Origin of the sequence: Acidovorax sp. (assembly GCF_027492855.1) — a bacterium.
Taxonomy (GTDB): domain Bacteria; phylum Pseudomonadota; class Gammaproteobacteria; order Burkholderiales; family Burkholderiaceae_C; genus Acidovorax.
On record NZ_JAPUDY010000044.1, the window covers coordinates 35,968 to 51,813 of the forward strand.

Here is a 15,846-nt window from a genome sequence, read left to right on the forward strand (position 1 = left end):
CAGCCAGTCTTGTGAGCCAGGACAACAAGGGCGCCATCGGTTCTGTGTGGGGTGGAGACCGCTGTGTCCGTCTGTCAGGGGGCGGGTTGCTGCATTGTGGTGCTTGCCCGGCCCGTCATGGCTTTCTGGGCGGTCTGCGCCAGGCCATGGCTCCAGCTGCCCTGGGTGGTCAGCCGGTCTTCGATGCGGTTGAGCCAGCCCGGCGCATGGGGGTCATCGCTCCAGCCATGCACCACGGTGTCCACTTGGTTGAGCAGTTCGGTGGGCAGTTGCAGCGGGCGGGTCTGGCTCATCAGCACCCGGCTCATGAAGTGGTAGCCCAGTGCCCGGGTGAGCATGCGCACGATGGAAAAGCGCGGCAGCATCAGGCGCAGCACCGCATCGATGGTGCGTGCCGGCAGCAGCACGCCCCAGAACAGCAGGGCAGAGGCCCAGGGCGTGGGCTGGGTCAGCCCCAGGTCCTGCGCCGTTGCGGGGCCGCAGAGGTAGCGGGTCATGAGTTGGGGGAAGGGCTTGACGATGGGCCAGGGCAGGGATTTCTCCATGGTTTGCATCAGGGCCTGGCCCAGCGCGGGGCGGGGGTCGGGGGTCACGGGCTCGGCGCGGCCGCGCGCCTGCATCCCGGCCATCAGCACGCGGCCTTGTTCCATGGTGTCCACCATGAGCGGACGCTCGATGCCCAGGAGGTGGCCCACCACGTTCCAGGCATGCAGGTAGGCCTCTTCGTCGGCGGGGGGCAGGCCGATGCCCAGCCGGCGCAGGCTGCGCAGGAACACATAGCCAAAGGTCAGCAGGGTATAGGCCAGCTCTTCCTGGTTGCAGGGCAGGCCGTCACCGGCCAGATCCCAGCCGCGTGCATACAGGGCCTGGTACATGGCCGAACGCCCGCCCCGGGGCTGGGTGGATTGCGGGGTGACCATGCCGTTGCCCCCGGCCTTCCATTGGTCGATGGCGTGGCTGGGGCTGCCGTGCAGGATGAGGTTGCGGATGGTGGCGTGGATGAGCCGCACCTTGAGCACCTGCGCAGCGCCGGCGCCGCGCAGGCTCAGGCCTCCGTGCATCATCACGGGGAAGATCATCGCGGCGGTAGAGCGGATGCGGTACTCGGCGTTCTGCTCCAGTTGGCCGGAGGTGTGCAGCACGCTGGAGAGATCAGGGATCACGTAGCACTCGGGCAGGCTGGCGCAGAACAGCAGGATGCACGACAGCGCACCATGTTCCATGAACAGTTCTTCAGCACGTTCAATCTTGCGCGCGTCGGCCCAGGGGGGCAGCACCTGGGCGGTCTGCACGTAGGTGTTCAGTGCCGCAGCCATGGCGGGCGTCACGCAACCTTCGACGGTCTGCCCCCCCAGGTTGGCGCGCACGGGCCCGGGCTGCGCCGTCCAGTGCGTCAGCGCGGCGTTGTCCGTCCACTGGCCAAACAACAGGTTCACGGTGTCGATGTGGGCCCATTGGGGCGCATCGGCGGCCACATTGCCCGCAGGCCAGGGGCCCAAGATCTGTGCGATGGTCTGGTCTGCCAGGGGGTCGGCGTGGTGCTGCATGTTTTCCATGGGGCGTGGGGCTCGGTCGATGGGGCAGTATGGGGGCGCGCCGGGGTGGGACTTATGCGGTGGTTGGTCCCAGGCGCTTCCAGCGCTGGAACCCTGCCAGCGCGCACAGCAGCGGAATGCCCATGGCAAACGGGGCAATGGAGCGGATCTCCACCGGGCTGCCCAGGATCATCTGGAACACCATGCCCGATGCGTAGATGGTCAGTGGGACCAGGGCATGGCGGCGCAGAAAGGGGCTCACGGGCTGCAGGGGCTGCTGGCGGGACGACATGCGAAAGCCGAAGATGATGACGAAGGCCACGAACACCCAGCCAAAGAAACCCTGCACCGTTTCGCCAAACCAGGCGCCATCGGTCTTGGCCATGATCCAGGCCTTGAGGGTGTAGACGAAGTAAGGGTCGGCGCCCAGGTCAAACGCGGTCACGATCATCGCCGCCAGAAATGACAGCATGGCGGCATGGGCCAGGCCGGGGGCGCCGTCCACCGGCGATTGCCAGACGATCAGGTTGCTGAGCACATACCCCGCATAGGTCAGCGCGAACCACATCATGGGGATGACCAGGGGGACATCGAGCAGGCGGGGGCCCAGCACGTCGGTGTAGGTGTAGTGGCCGAAGAACCACCCGTGGCTCGCGCCCATCTGCTCGGCAAACCAGCCCAGGCACACGGCAATCACCACAAAATGCAGTGCTGCCCGAGGGCCCAGCAAATGCGTGGCGCTGGCCCAGCAGCAGGCAAACATCAGCACCGAGGCAATGACGATCGCAAGGGTCGTGTCGTTGTGGATGCGAACCGCGGTGGCGACCACAAAAGCGGCCAGCAGGGCAAAGCTGAGCGCAGGCAGTCGCGCCGCCATCGGAGGCTGTGCAGGCATGGTGGTTGTATCACGCTGTAACAATACCCCCAGTGTAGGGGATTGCCCGGACCGCCGTGCCCCCTGTTTGCCCTGATTGAGGGCCGTCTCTACAGCGCTGTTTCTGGCACTGCGGGGGGATTTTTGGTGATACAGGGGCCGTGCGGCATGGCCTCCGGCTCAACCCCGGGCGGGCGTGAGCGCGGCGAGGTTCAGCAGCGAGGCCTCGATGGCCGCCGCCGTGGCCTGCGGCTGCTCCATCGGAAAGAGGTGGCTGCCGTCCAGCATCATGGTGCGGCCTTCGGTGATGCGCAGGGTCATGGCCATGCCCACTTGCTTCATCTCTTCGGAGTCGCGCCCGCCGATGAAGGCGGCCGGGCACTGCAGCGGGTGCGTGCTGAGCAGGCGGCCCAGGTTGTGGGGCAGCGTGTTGTAGATGGCGGTTTCCACTGCGCGATCGAAGCCCAGCACGCGCTTGCCGTCGTGGTTCTGCAGGCCGTGGGTGATGTAGTCCTGCAGCACCTCGGGGTGCCAGCGGGCAAAGGCCTTCTTCTTGCGAAAGTGCTCCAGCGCCTCGTCGTTGCTGGCCCAGCTGAAGCGGCGCTGGCGGCTGACCTTGCCGGGCGAGATGGAGCCCACCACCTGCGTGCGTTTGGCAACGCCCAGTGCGTTGGCCTTCCAGCCGCCGATGAGGGGCGAGTCAATCAGCAGCACGCCGCGCACCAGCTCGGGGTGGCGGGCTGCCGCCATCACGCTCAGAAAACCACCCAGCGAGTGCCCGACCAGAAACACCGGCCCGCCCACGCGCTCCACCTGCTCGGCGGTGAAGTCCGCCAGGTGCTGCACCAGGTGGGGCCAGTTGTTGGACACCGGGTACTGCGGGTCGTGGCCAAAGCGCTCCACCGCGCTGACCGCAAAGCCGCGCGCCTTGAGGAGCTTGAAAAGCAGGCGGTAGGTGCTGGCCGGAAAGCTGTTGGCGTGCGAGAAAACGATGGGGAGCATGGACAAGGCGGCCAGACAAGGCTCTCAGATGAGCCGGTCTGTGTGGTTGGTGATCTTTTTGAGCGGCTTGCTGCGCGCGGGGCTCACCATGATGGGCACCTCGGTGGCGCCGCCGCCCCAGGCGGGGTCCTCGATGCTGTCGAACACCTGGCGCAGCTTTTGGCCCCAGCTGTCGTGCAGCATGCGGAAGTAGGGGTTGTTCTCGTCGATGCAGATCACCTTCTCGGTGGCAAAGCGGTCCACCTCGTACACCACCAGGTCCAGCGGCAGGCCGACAGAGAGGTTGGACTTGAGCGTGCTGTCCATGGACACCAGCGCGCACTTGGCGGCCTCGTCCAGCGGGGTTTCGGGGGTGAGCACGCGGTCGAGCACCGGCTTGCCGTATTTCGATTCGCCCACCTGAAAGTACGGCGTCTCGGACGTGGCTTCGATGAAGTTGCCGGCCGAATAGACCTGGAACAGGCGCATACCCTCGCCCTTGATCTGGCCGCCAAATACCATGGACACATTGAAGTCCACGCCCGAGCGCTTGAGCGCGGCGCCATCGCGCTCGTGCACGTGGCGCACGGCCGCGCCCAGCACGCGGGCGGCGTCGAACATGCTCTTGGCGTTCCAGATCGTGATGGGCTCGCCCGACTCGCTGTCCTTGATCTGCTCGTTCTGGAGAATCTCGCGCACGGACTGCGATATCGACAGGTTGCCCGCCGACAACAGCACCATGAAGCGGTCGCCCGCCTTTTCATAGACCATCATCTTGCGAAAGGAGCTGATCTGGTCCAGGCCAGCGTTGGTGCGGGAATCGGACAGGAAAACCAGCCCGGCATTGAGTTTGATGGCGACGCAGTACGTCATGAAAAGGAGTGGGTTTGATGAGGGATAACCCGCAAGTTTAGTCGTCCGCGCTGCAGGTGCCGGTGGTGCCTGGCCGTGCGTGCAGTCTTGGCTACAAGGGTTCATCAAAATTGATAGCTGCTAGCGCTTGTTGAATAAGCGCTAGAGCCAATTTTGAGCACTATTTCTTGAAGCAAAGCGGACAGACGAAGTGTTGGAGGCCCGCGCTACGGGCCATTGCAGGTGGGCAGGCGCGCGGGCGGCACATGCGGCCCGGCCCTATCATCCGGCGCATGACTTTGGAGGGCCCTGCCGTGTTGACTTCGCTGAACCTTTCGCACGTCCGCCGCTTGTGCGCGCTGGCGCTGGGCGCATCGCTGGCTGCGTTGCTCACGGCCTGTGGTGGCGGCGACAGCAACAACGGCGGCAACCCACCCCCGCCGCCCCCGGTCCTACCCGAGCGCGCCGGGCAGCTTGAATCCTCAACCCTGCTCGCGACCATCCCGGCCAGCGAGATCGCCGCCGCCATCGCCGACAAGGAGTCGTTGGCGCAAGACCTGGTGCCGCGCTACGGCGTGCGCTCGTACCGACTGGAATACCTCACCTCCGACGCCGATGGCAAGGAGGTGCGTGCCTCGGGCCTGGTGAGCCTGCCCATCAAGCCCGCAGGCGCCCAAAGCCCGGTGCTGAGCTACCAGCACGGCACCATCTTCCAGGATGCCAAGGCGCCCAGCAACAACGCCGTGGCCTCCGAGGTGGCCGTGGTGCTGGCGTCGCTGGGCTACATCGTTTTGGCGCCCGACTACGTGGGTTTTGGGGTGTCCAAGGGCACGCCCCACCCCTATTTGCTGGCGGGGCCGTCTGCTGCCGCTACGGTCGACTTTCTGACTGCCGCCCGCACCTGGCGCGGCCAGGCCGGGGTGGTGGACAACGGGCAGCTCTTTCTGACCGGCTACTCCGAAGGCGGCTACGTCACCATGGCCGCCCACCGGGCGATGCAGGCGGGCGCCTCGCCCCACCTGCAGCAACTGCGCATGGTGGTGCCCGGCGCCGGGCCCTACAACGTGCAGACCACCATGGATGGACTGGTCGATGTGGTGCGCAACGAGCAGCCCGTGATCGGCGCGCTCCTCAACCCCGGCCTTTTGCGCTACCTGGGCCCCAGCGTGCAGCGTGAGGTGTACCGCTTGCTGCTGCGCGCGCTGATTCCGAGTGATGCCGACGTGGCCTACGACACCCGCTTCATCGACCGCTTTTTGGCCGACGACACGCGCTACCTCGACGAGGTGAGCAGCGTGTACGACTGGAAACCCAACCTGCCCGTGCGCCTGTACCACGGCCGTGACGACCGCACCGTGCCCTACGCCAGCTCGGTGCGCACCCTGCGCGCCATGCAGGACCGGGGCGCGGGTGATCTGGTGAGCCTCACGGACTGCCGCGCCCAGCCTGCGGGGCACTTGCAGTGTGTGCCGCCGTTCATCAGCTTCATGCTGGGGCAGTTGGCGCCGGTGGTGCGGGATTTGTGAGCCCGCCCGCCAACCGCTCTACGCCATCAATTTCCTGAGCTGGTACAGCGCATCCAGCGCCTCGCGCGGGCTCAGTTGGTCGGGGTTGATGGCCGCCAGGGCCGCCTCCAGCGGGCTCGCGCCTGCGCTCTCAGGCACCTCGGGCGTGGCGAACAGGTCCACCTGCAACTCGTCTTCACCCGCACGTTCCTCCAGCGCCGCCAGCGCGTGGCGCGCATGGTGCAGCACGGGCGAGGGCATTCCGGCCAGCTTGGCCACCTGAATGCCGTAGCTGCGGCTGGCGGGGCCGGGCTGGATTTCGTGCAGGAACACGATGTCGGTGCCCGACTCGGTGGCGCTCACATGCATGTTGATCGCGTGGCGTGCCTTGGTCGGCAGCTCGGTCAGCTCGAAATAGTGCGTGGCAAACAGCGTGAAGGCGCGGGTTTTGTCATGCAAATGTGTGGCAATACCGCTGGCCAGCGCCAGGCCGTCGAAGGTGCTGGTGCCCCGGCCGATCTCGTCCATCAGCACCAGGCTGTGGGGCGTGGCGGCGTGCAATATTTGCGCTGCCTCGGTCATCTCCAGCATGAAGGTGGATTGCGCGTTGGCCAGGTCGTCGGCCGCGCCAATGCGGGTGTGGATGGCGTCGATAGGCCCCAGGCGGCAGCTGGTGGCGGGCACGTGGCTGCCCATGCTGGCCAGCAGCACGATCAGCGCCACCTGGCGCATGTAGGTCGATTTACCGCCCATGTTGGGGCCGGTGATGACCTGCATGCGGGTGTTGGCGTTCAGCCGCGTGTGGTTGGCGATGAAGCTGCCGCTCGATGTTTCGGCCAGGCGCGCCTCGACCACCGGGTGGCGGCCGCCTTCGATCTCGATGCAGGGCTCGGGCACGAACTGCGGCGTGCACCAGTTGAGCGTGAGCGAGCGCTCGGCCAGCGTGCACAACACGTCCAGCGTGGCCAGCGCCTGCGCCAGGCGGGTGAGGGCGGGCACATGGGGCTGGAGCTGGTCCAGGATTTGCTCGTACAGCCACTTTTCGCGTGCCAGGGCGCGCTCGTTGGCCGACAGGGCCTTGTCTTCAAACGCCTTGAGTTCGGGCGTGATGAAGCGCTCGGCGTTTTTGAGCGTTTGGCGGCGGCGGTAGTCGTCGGGCACGCGGTCGAGGTTGCTGCTGGTGATCTCGATGTAGAAACCGTGCACCTTGTTGAACTGCACGCGCAGGTTGGCGATGCCGGTGCGGGCCTTCTCGCGGGTTTCCAGCTCCAGCAGAAAGGCGTCGCAGTTGGTCTGGATGGCGCGCAGCTCATCGAGCTCGGTGTCAAAGCCTGTGGCGATCACGCCGCCGTCGCGCACCAGGGCGGCGGGCTCCTCGGCAATGGCGGCCTGCAGCAGTGCGGTGCAGCCCTCGGGCGGGTGCAGGTGACCCAAAATTTGAATCAAAAATGGCTCTGGCGCTTTACCATTCAGCGCAAGCAGCTCTGATTTTTGTAGCGTTTTGGCCAGGCCCACCAGTTCGCGCGGGCGCACCTGTCGCAGCGCGATGCGGGCGGTGATGCGCTCCACATCGCTCACGCCCTTGAGTTCGCCGCGCAGCGTGGCCCAGGGGCCCGATCCGCCGCCTGCGCCACCCGCCCCGCGCAGCGCGGTGGTGGCCGACAGACGCTGGCGCGCCTCGGCACGGTCGCGCTGGGGCTCCAGCAGCCAGGTCTTGAGCAAGCGGCTGCCCATGCCGGTCATGCAGGTATCGAGCAGCGAGAAGAGCGTGGGCGCATCGTCGCCACGCAAGGTCTTCACCAGCTCCAGGTTGCGCCGCGTGGTGGCGGGCAGGTCGATGAGATCGTCGCCGCGCTGCACCTGCACGCTGTGCACATGGGTGAGCGTGCGGCCTTGTGTGTGTTCGGCATAGGTCAGCAGCCCGGCGGCGGCGGCATGGGCCTCGCCCAGGTCTTGCGCGCCCCAGGCCTGCAGGCTGGCCGCGCCCAGGTTTTCGAGCAGTTTGCGCTCGCCCAGGGCGCTGTCGAACTGCCAATCGGGCCGGGGGCTCATGGGGCAGGTGAAGGCGCCGCTTTGGCGCAACACCTGCAGTTGCTGCTCGAAACGCTCGGTCACGCCCGCGCTGTAGATCAGCTCGCTGGGCGCCACACGGGCCAGCCAGGCGCCGAGTTCGTCGTGCGCACATTCGGCCAGGAACACGCGGCCCTGTGTCACGCTCAGCCACGCCAGGCCGCAACGCGCGCGCGGCGCCTGGTGCACGGCCAGCAGCAGCGATTCGGATTTGTCGGACAGCAGCTCGGTGTCGGTCAGCGTGCCGGGGGTAACCACGCGCACCACCTTGCGCTCCACCGGCCCCTTGGCCGCACCCACTTCGCCCACCTGCTCGGCAATCGCCACCGACTCGCCCATCTTGATCAGCCGGGCCAGGTAGTTCTCAAGTGCGTGAAAGGGCACACCCGCCATCACCACCGGCTGCCCGCCCGACTGGCCCCGCTGCGTGAGCGTGATGTCGAGCAGGCGCGCAGCCTTTTCTGCGTCTTGCCAGAAGACCTCGTAGAAGTCTCCCATGCGGTAAAACAGGAGCGTTTCGGGGTACCCGGCCTTGAGGGCCAGGTACTGGACCATCATCGGCGTATGCGCAGAAATGTCAGATTTATCCATATTGATCAAAAACTTACCACTTCTGATTCGCTCTCTTGGGAAAAATGTGGAACAAATTTCTCTATGTTTTGCATACCCACCCAAATGCACTTCAGTTCGCTGGGGGATTCTGAGAATCTGTCCAGCGGCAATAGACCTTCATGGGCGTCGAGTAGCCCGAATGCTTTCTTTGGTTGGCGATGAAGGCCAGGTTGCCGCATTTGGCTCAGTGGATAGCGGAGTCTGGTCGAGGTAGATGCGTTCGGCGGGGCGACGGAAGTTTAGTTCCTCGGCGACGGCAATGAAATAGCGGAGATGACGCAACTCGATCATCGGCACGGCGCTACCACATCGCACCACAAAGACCAACGCCATGAGCGATGACGCGACCGTGGGCAGCGGTCCGTCAAAGTCAAATTGGGCATGTGAGCAACCCTGATCAAGTTACTGCGCTGAAGGCGTTGTTGCAAAAATCTTGTTGATCTCGCTTCCGCTGATGGCCGACAGCGCATAGCTGGAGGTCCCATGGTCTCTCAACTCGGTCGCTGCACGCAGAAACTCACCCAACGCCGCCCGCGCCAGCGACCCACCCACACTGATGCGTCGCACGCCCAACTCAGCCAGCTCCTTTGCCCCGAGCGAGATTCCTGGGAAGCCGATCAGCACGTTCACCGGCCTGTCCACTTCACGCACCACCGTCGCAATGTCTTCCTGCCGTGTCAGCCCCGGCGCGAAAAGCACATCCGCTCCGGCCTCCTGGTAGGCCTGCAGTCGCGCGATAGTGTCGGCGAGGTCGGGCCTGCCGATGATGTAGTTCTCGGCCCGTGCCGTCAAAGTGAATGGGAATGGAAGCGAACGCGCGGCTTCTGCCGCAGCGCGGATGCGCTCTGCCGCAAACGCCTGGTCATACAGCGGCTCGTTCTGTCGTCCGGTGGTGTCTTCGATAGAGCCACCCACCACGCCAGCCTCAGCGGCAAGACGGATTGTTCGAGCCACCTCCTCAGGTGCGTCGCCGAAGCCGTTCTCGAGATCCGCACTGACGGGCAAGCTGGTCGCGGCGGCGATTTGCGCAAGGTGCGCCAGCAAGGGTTCGCGCGGCACCGAGTTGTCCGGCCGCCCGCGCGAGAAAGAGAATCCGGCACTGGTCGTGGCCAGCGCCTTGAAGCCCAGGAACTCCAGCAGTCTCGCGGTTCCTGCGTCCCATGGGTTCGGGATGACGAACCCGTCAGCCTCGACATGGAGCGCGCGAAACGCTGTGGCTTTTTCCATCTGGGACGGTGTGTTCAATTCCATGTGCATCCTTTTGAAGTGTTGGAACGCGCTTGCGCATGGCGATTGCCATGCCGGAAGTCATTGCGAAGACCACCATTGGTTGCAGCCACAAGAGCGCCCGATCGTTGACCGGCCAATGTGCCAAGGTCCGTCAGTAGCTTTGGCAAATGGGACGGCATAGAGTTTCTCGGGGCAAGTTGCGATGGCAACCGTCGTGATGGAGGCCTTCATTACAGAACTTCTCTGGTTGTGCTTCAATCAAATTTTTTTACTGGCGACATGCATCATGGGAATGCCAATTCAACTTTCTCAGTTGCCTTCCCTCGATCTGATCAGAGGATTCGTGGCGGTGGGCCGTCGCATGAGCATCACGCTTGCCGCGCAAGATCTTTGCCTGACGCAGTCCGCGGTCAGTCGGCAGGTCCACGCTCTGGAAGAGCGATTGGGCGTCAAACTGCTCGTACGCGGTCACCGTTCGATCGCTTTCACGACCAAAGGTGAACGTTTGTTCCGCAGCGCCGATGGCGCCGTGCAGCAACTGCAGGATGTGATGGGCGAGATCCGAACCAAAGGACAGCCGCACCCCGTGACGCTGACTTGCAGCATCGGCATCACGGGCCTCTGGCTGCTGCCCCGGCTGAGCCGTTTTCAGAGGATGCATCCTGGGGTGGACGTGCGCGTTGCAGCCAACAACAAACTTTCCGACATGCGAAACGATGGCATCGATTTGGCGATCCGGTATACCTCGCCTTCGCTGGCGCCGGAGGGGGCGATCCGACTTTTCGGTGAATCCGTCGCGCCGGTCGCCCATCCATCGCTGAGACTCAAATCATTGCGCTCGGCGCAAAAGCTGTCGACGGTGAATCTGTTGGAATTTGACGATCCACGGCATCCCTGGCTGCAGTGGCGGGACTGGCTCAGTGCCATGGGTTGGGGTGATGCCAAGCCGCAAGGCATGCTGCACTTCAATCAATATGACTTGGTGATTCAGGCGGCCTTGGCAGGCCAGGGAGTCGCACTGGGCCGTCTGGAGCTGATCCAGCCTTTGATCGATGAAGGGCGGCTTGTGCTGATCGATCCGCCCAAGCACAAAACCGAAACCACACATGCCTACTGGCTGGTTCATGCGGACACACATCCCAGGAAGGAGGTTCGACAGGTTGCTGCCTGGGTCCAAGCCGAGGCGAAATCCGTGCTGCCTTCGGCTTCCTGATGCAGATGAAGCTGCTGCCAGACCAAAAAAACCGATGGCTGGTCGCCAATGGCATGCTCCGTGCGCATGCGGGCGTTGCGGGATGGGCCTCTTCTAACTGAAGGCAGTCGATTTTTCGCGCGGAACCGCCCCTACCGTTCGAATTCCGCGACTTCATGTCCTTCGGCATGGAGTGCTCCGTCTTCATGCGGGCTACTGAGTGGCGTTGAGGGCCTTCAGGTGACCAGCAGCATGAGCCAATGCGGCGTCCAGCCGGTCATTGCCCCAGAACATCTCGTCGCCTACGAAGAAGGTGGGTGCTCCGAAGATTCCCTTGGCTTTGGCAGTCTCCGTCTGTTCGCGAAGTTTGAGCTTGTTGGCGTTGGACTGTGCCGCATCCTGAATTTCGTTTGCCGCCAAGCCGAGGTGGCCAAGAACATCCGTCACCACGTCTGGCGCGTCGATGTCTCGGTCCTCCGCAAAATTGAGCGACATGATGCGTCGACAGTAGGTGCCTATCCAGTCTTGCTCTGCACCGAAAACGGCTACCTGTGACGGTAGCAGCGCGGTGCGGGGGAACGTGGTGGGCTTGCGCCATGGAAGGCCAGCCTTCAGGCACTCGCGCGCCATGTCTCGCCACACGTAGTCGCCCTTGGCCTTCTGCAATACGAAAGGGGATGTTTCCCAGCCGAATGACTGAAAGATAGGCCCCAGGAGAAAGGGCTTCCAGCGGATTTGCACACCGTGTTGGGTTGCAGCGGCTTCGATGCGCATCGCGCTGAGATAGCTGTAGTTGCTGCCGAAATCGAACCAGAATTCGATGGTGGGCGGAGGACATGTGAGTGCGATGGTGTTCATGTGAGGGGGTGCTTTCATTCGTAGACCACCAGGCAGCGCAGTTCGATGCTCTCGCGCAGCGGGGCATTCGGCGGCATGTGTGGATGGTCGAAGGCCGCATGCGGTACGAAGCGTGCGACTCCGCTGATCTGCGAGTCGTACTGCTTGAACACCAGTGCCTCGTGCCGGTCCATCTTCGAGTAGTAGGACCAATGGTGCTGCGGCGAATGAACTGCGTGGTAGATCTCTCCGGTGCGGCGCGGATAGCGAACCTCGCTGGTGACCAAGTTTGCCGCCATCACAGTGCGGGCGTCGCAGACAGCCAACGGCGTGTCGAGCACCGGACCCTTGATCGAGCGCCAAACGTTGACGATGGCGTAGCGCTTGACGCGCACCGCCACATCAGGGTCAGTCAGCACCAACGCCAGCCGCTTGTGCCCCGATGCCTCGGTGTAGTCATTGTGAATGCGGCCATTCGCAGCCGCTCGTCCGTCCGTACCCTTGCGGCCGAACGAGAGGGCGGCGCGATCGTGCTCGCGCCGCCGTACGAGGTGGTCGAAGACATAGGCGTGCTGTGCACCGGTCACCGCCAGTGCAAGCTCAGAGGCTTCGCGGTAGTAGATCGTCTTGACCGCTTCTTCGTCCAAAAAGTCAGAGACAGCCGTCGGTGCATCCCACAGTTCGAAACCTTCTCGGTCGATGGAAGTTCGCTCCACGGCGCCACGTGCATCTGCGATGACCATCTGCCTTAACTCGTATTCACAGTTTTCCCATGGAATGCCTGGCGGCGGTTCGTAGGCATAGCTGCAGGGCAGTTCCTGCGTGGGCATCAGGTAGCCTAGGCCGGCAACGACAGCGGGGTGATATTGGGATCCGAAGGTGCTGGGTTGCAAGGACTGCGCGGTAGTGGTGTTCATTCATGACTCCTTTAGTGCGAGATGTCGATGGATGGGCTGGCCGGAATGGAACCCCATCTCTTGAACTTCTCTACGGCGAATTGGAATCTGCGCAGTGCTACGCTTCAAGCGACTTATAGGTCGCTTCGCATGCATATTGCGAATGCCAAGGTCTCGTATCCATGAAGGCTGGCGTGTCCGTCTTCGCGCAGAAGAGCACGATGCAATGAAAACGACAGATCAAGCGGTTTTCTGCGTAACTTCGCTTTTTCGTGACGGCGGCGGCCAGGCTTTGCGACCCGTTGATTGGCAGCCAGGATGCTCGCAAATGGCCCGAGGCCGGGACGATCTGACAATCAAGTCCATGTTTTGGTGAGTTGATTTCGATCGACCCAGTGACAAGGGCGCGACACAATGGACCTGCGGTGTTTTAGTGCACGGTATATGCAGTGGGGGAGCAGAAATGAGCCGCGGACTTTACAGTTCGCCCATGGGGTTTCCCCTCAATGATTTACCGCAGGTTTTGCCCTTCTGTTACGTTTTGACATATTCTTGACGATATGCTCAAAGACTGAGCCCGCGCATCGGCCTGGCGTCGCGCACTAAGTTCTTACAACCAGAGGTTTCAGAGCGACCGTGATTTCGTCCGAACTGTTGACCGACCTTCTCGCCCCCTTGGGCGACGGCCTCATCGAGCCCATGGCGCAGGCGCGCCTGCAGGCCTTGGTGGATGCGGTGCCGGTGGCGTTGATGGAGTTCCGGCTGCAAAACGGCCGGTTGGTGTTGCTGGCCGCCAATGCCGCTGCGCGCCGTACGCCGGGGCTGGGTGCCGTGCGTGAACCAGGGGCGGATGCCAGCGAGGTGTTCGACCTGCTGGCAGACACGCCCTTGCTGGACCAGTTGTACGGCGTGGTGCGCGTGGGTGCGCCGCTGGAGTGCCGCCAAGTGGTGCGCGAGCCGGGGCGGCTGCTGCTGGCCTGGGATCTCTCGGCGCGCCGCATCACCAGCGACTGCATCATGGTCACGGTGCGCGATGCCTCCGAGGCAGAGAATCTGCGGGCCTCGCTCGCAGCGTCCGAGCAGTCGCTGGAAGAAGTGCGACGTGAGCTGCGCGAGCAGACCGAGGTCTTCAACACCATGGAGAGCCTGGCGCGCACCGGCCACTGGCGCCGTATCGAAGATCCTGGCGAAACCGTGCTGCTGTGGTCGCCGGGGCTGTGCGACATCGCGGGGTTCGAGCAGCAGGAATGGGTGGACCCGGAGCGTGCCGTCAGCGGCATCTTGCCGGAGGACCGCTATGTGTTCGACAAGGTCCGCGAGCGAGGCTCGGAGCAGGACGTGGAATACCGCTGGCGCAGGCCCGACGGCCAGGTGCGCTGGATGCGCTCGCGCGTGCAGCGCACGCTGCCACGCGATGGGATGCAGGTGGTCATGGGCGTGGTGCAGGACGTGACCGATGAGCACCGCGCGGCCGAGCAACTGCGCGAGCAACTGCTGTTCATTCAGCGCATTGCGAGCCGCATCCCGGGCTTCATCTACGAGTACCGCCAGCATTCCGATGGCAGCACCAGCGTGCAGTACATCAGCGATGCGGTGCGCGAGTTCATGGGCGTGGAGCCCGATGAGGTGACGGCGAACCATGGCGTGCTCATGCACCGTGTGCTGGCCGAAGACCTGCCGCAGGTGCAGCGTTCGGCCATGGTCTCGATGCGCAAGCTGGTTCCCTGGCAGTGCGAGTACCGCGTGCGCATGAACGATGGCAGCGTGCGCTGGCACATGACCAATGCCATCCCGCACCGCGAGGCCGATGGTTCGGTGGTGTCGCATGGCTTCACCATGGACATCACAGACCGCAAGCGAGCAGAACAAGAGATCGAACGCCTGGCGTTCTACGACGCCCTGACCGGCCTGCCCAACCGGCGCCTGCTGCTCGATCGCCTGCAACGCTCCATCGCCGCCTGCCAGCGCACCAAGAACCTCGGGGCCCTCTTGTTCATCGACCTCGACAACTTCAAAGACCTCAACGACACCCTGGGCCACGACATGGGCGACCAGCTCCTGGCCCAGGTCGCCACCCGCCTGGTGGCCAGCGTGCGCGAAGCCGACACCGTCGCCCGCTTTGGCGGCGACGAATTCGTCGTCATGCTCGAAGCCCTGGCCCCCGACCTGCAGCAAGCGGCCAGCCAGGCGGAAAACGTCGCAGAAAAACTCCTGGCCAGCCTGAACCAGCCCTTTGACCTGCACGGCGGCCAACACTACAGCACCCCCAGCATCGGCATCACCCTGTACGGAGACGAACGCCTCACCGTCGACGAACTGCTCAAACGCGCAGACCTGGCCATGTACCAGGCCAAAGCCGCAGGGCGCAACACCCAACGCTTCTTTGACCCCGACATGCAAGCGGCCGTCAACGCCCGCTCCAACCTGGAAGCCGACCTGCGCCAAGGCCTGGCACGCGGGGAACTCCTCGTGCACTACCAGCCCGTCGTAGACCACCACGCCCGCCTCATGGGCGCAGAAGCCCTGGTGCGCTGGCGCCACCCAGAGCGCGGCATGATCAGCCCCGGCGACTTCATCCCCCTGGCAGAACAAACCGGCCTCATCCTGCCCCTGGGCCAATACGTGCTGCAAACCGCCTGCGAACAACTACAGCGCTGGAGCCAACACGAAAGCACCGCCCAACTTTCCATCTCCGTGAACGTCAGCGCCCGCCAATTCAGGCAACCGGGCTTCGTGGCCGAAGTCCTGCAAACCCTGCAAAGCCACAACGCAGATCCGAGAAACCTCAAACTCGAACTCACGGAAAGCCTGCTCTTGGGAGACATCGAAGACACCATCGCACGCATGGTCCAGCTCAAAAGCGAAGGCGTGGGGTTTGCGCTCGACGACTTTGGCACCGGCTACTCCTCCCTCTCCTACCTCAAGCGGCTGCCGCTGGACCAGGTCAAGATCGACCAAAGCTTTGTGCGGGACGTGCTGGCGGATCCGAACGACGCGGCGATCGTGAGGACGATACTGGCGCTGGCCAAGAGCCTGGACCTGGAGGTGGTGGCAGAGGGGGTGGAGACGACGGGGCAGCTGAGCTTTTTGAGGCTGCATGGGTGTGAGGGGTTTCAGGGGTATCTTTTTGGACGGCCCGGACCTGCCGGAGATCTCGATGCATTTCTGCACCCAGCAGGTTGATGGGCTCCGCAGAGCGGCGTACGCCATGGCCGCCAGCGTGGGTGCTGCAGCGCCCGCGTGGCGGTTTCGGGTGAAGGTC

General features: G+C 63.9%; 11 protein-coding genes and 1 pseudogene. 3 read left to right on the forward strand and 9 right to left on the reverse strand.

Annotation, left to right across the window (positions count from 1 at the left end):
* Positions 1-74 precede the first annotated feature (74 nt).
* The 4 genes from Q0105_RS08145 to Q0105_RS08160 form a co-directional block, all read right to left on the reverse strand.
* Positions 75-1,556, reverse strand: coding sequence for an oxygenase MpaB family protein (locus Q0105_RS08145; protein ID WP_298210595.1), 1,482 nt, complete (start codon positions 1,554-1,556; stop codon positions 75-77).
* A 52-nt stretch (positions 1,557-1,608) separates the two neighbouring features.
* Positions 1,609-2,430, reverse strand: coding sequence for a carotenoid biosynthesis protein (locus Q0105_RS08150; RefSeq protein WP_298210597.1), 822 nt, complete (start codon positions 2,428-2,430; stop codon positions 1,609-1,611).
* A 159-nt stretch (positions 2,431-2,589) separates the two neighbouring features.
* Positions 2,590-3,411, reverse strand: a complete 822-nt coding sequence (locus Q0105_RS08155) for an alpha/beta hydrolase (protein WP_298210599.1) — start codon at positions 3,409-3,411, stop codon at positions 2,590-2,592.
* Between the two features lie 24 nt (positions 3,412-3,435).
* Positions 3,436-4,263, reverse strand: a complete 828-nt coding sequence (locus tag Q0105_RS08160; RefSeq protein WP_298210601.1) for a proteasome-type protease — start codon at positions 4,261-4,263, stop codon at positions 3,436-3,438.
* A 293-nt stretch (positions 4,264-4,556) separates the two neighbouring features.
* On the opposite strand from Q0105_RS08160, the gene Q0105_RS08165 reads away from it, so the two are divergent.
* Complete coding sequence (locus tag Q0105_RS08165) at positions 4,557-5,768, forward strand: alpha/beta fold hydrolase (protein ID WP_298210603.1); 1,212 nt, start codon at positions 4,557-4,559, stop codon at positions 5,766-5,768.
* 18 nt (positions 5,769-5,786) lie between these two features.
* On the opposite strand, the gene mutS is transcribed toward Q0105_RS08165, so the two are convergent.
* From mutS to Q0105_RS08180, 3 genes and pseudogenes are all read right to left on the reverse strand, one after another.
* Positions 5,787-8,408, reverse strand: coding sequence for a DNA mismatch repair protein MutS (gene mutS / locus Q0105_RS08170; protein ID WP_298210605.1), 2,622 nt, complete (start codon positions 8,406-8,408; stop codon positions 5,787-5,789).
* A gap of 204 nt (positions 8,409-8,612) precedes the next feature.
* Positions 8,613-8,717, reverse strand: a pseudogene (locus tag Q0105_RS08175) (LysR family transcriptional regulator); the annotation flags it as partial.
* A 114-nt stretch (positions 8,718-8,831) separates the two neighbouring features.
* Positions 8,832-9,680 (reverse strand): isocitrate lyase/phosphoenolpyruvate mutase family protein, encoded by an 849-nt coding sequence (locus tag Q0105_RS08180; RefSeq protein ID WP_298210607.1) that lies wholly within the window; start codon positions 9,678-9,680, stop codon positions 8,832-8,834.
* A gap of 271 nt (positions 9,681-9,951) precedes the next feature.
* Between Q0105_RS08180 and Q0105_RS08185 the strand changes: the two genes are divergently transcribed.
* Entirely contained in the window at positions 9,952-10,872 is a 921-nt protein-coding gene (locus tag Q0105_RS08185; RefSeq protein WP_298210672.1) for a LysR substrate-binding domain-containing protein, read from the forward strand.
* A gap of 192 nt (positions 10,873-11,064) precedes the next feature.
* Here Q0105_RS08185 and Q0105_RS08190 read toward each other — a convergent pair whose 3' ends face one another.
* Positions 11,065-11,709 (reverse strand): 2-hydroxychromene-2-carboxylate isomerase, encoded by a 645-nt coding sequence (locus tag Q0105_RS08190; RefSeq protein ID WP_298210609.1) that lies wholly within the window; start codon positions 11,707-11,709, stop codon positions 11,065-11,067.
* 14 nt (positions 11,710-11,723) lie between these two features.
* A complete protein-coding gene (locus tag Q0105_RS08195) occupies positions 11,724-12,605 on the reverse strand; it encodes a CmcJ/NvfI family oxidoreductase (RefSeq protein ID WP_298210611.1) in 882 nt (293 codons plus the stop codon).
* Positions 12,606-13,220: 615 nt separating this feature from the next.
* Between Q0105_RS08195 and Q0105_RS08200 the strand changes: the two genes are divergently transcribed.
* On the forward strand, positions 13,221-15,767 hold the full coding sequence (locus tag Q0105_RS08200; protein ID WP_298210613.1) for a bifunctional diguanylate cyclase/phosphodiesterase: 2,547 nt from the start codon (positions 13,221-13,223) through the stop codon (positions 15,765-15,767).
* Positions 15,768-15,846: the final 79 nt, after the last annotated feature.

Bases quoted from the DNA above. Each gene is read 5' to 3' on its own strand.
- Q0105_RS08145 (WP_298210595.1), bottom strand. From the start codon at position 1,556: ATGGAAAACATGCAGCACCACGCCGACCCCCTGGCAGACCAGACCATC.
- Q0105_RS08150 (WP_298210597.1), bottom strand. From the start codon at position 2,430: ATGCCTGCACAGCCTCCGATGGCGGCGCGACTGCCTGCGCTCAGCTTT.
- Q0105_RS08155 (WP_298210599.1), bottom strand. From the start codon at position 3,411: ATGCTCCCCATCGTTTTCTCGCACGCCAACAGCTTTCCGGCCAGCACC.
- Q0105_RS08160 (WP_298210601.1), bottom strand. From the start codon at position 4,263: ATGACGTACTGCGTCGCCATCAAACTCAATGCCGGGCTGGTTTTCCTG.
- mutS (WP_298210605.1), bottom strand. From the start codon at position 8,408: ATGGATAAATCTGACATTTCTGCGCATACGCCGATGATGGTCCAGTAC.
- Q0105_RS08180 (WP_298210607.1), bottom strand. From the start codon at position 9,680: ATGGAATTGAACACACCGTCCCAGATGGAAAAAGCCACAGCGTTTCGC.
- Q0105_RS08185 (WP_298210672.1), top strand. From the start codon at position 9,952: ATGCCAATTCAACTTTCTCAGTTGCCTTCCCTCGATCTGATCAGAGGA.
- Q0105_RS08190 (WP_298210609.1), bottom strand. From the start codon at position 11,709: ATGAACACCATCGCACTCACATGTCCTCCGCCCACCATCGAATTCTGG.
- Q0105_RS08195 (WP_298210611.1), bottom strand. From the start codon at position 12,605: ATGAACACCACTACCGCGCAGTCCTTGCAACCCAGCACCTTCGGATCC.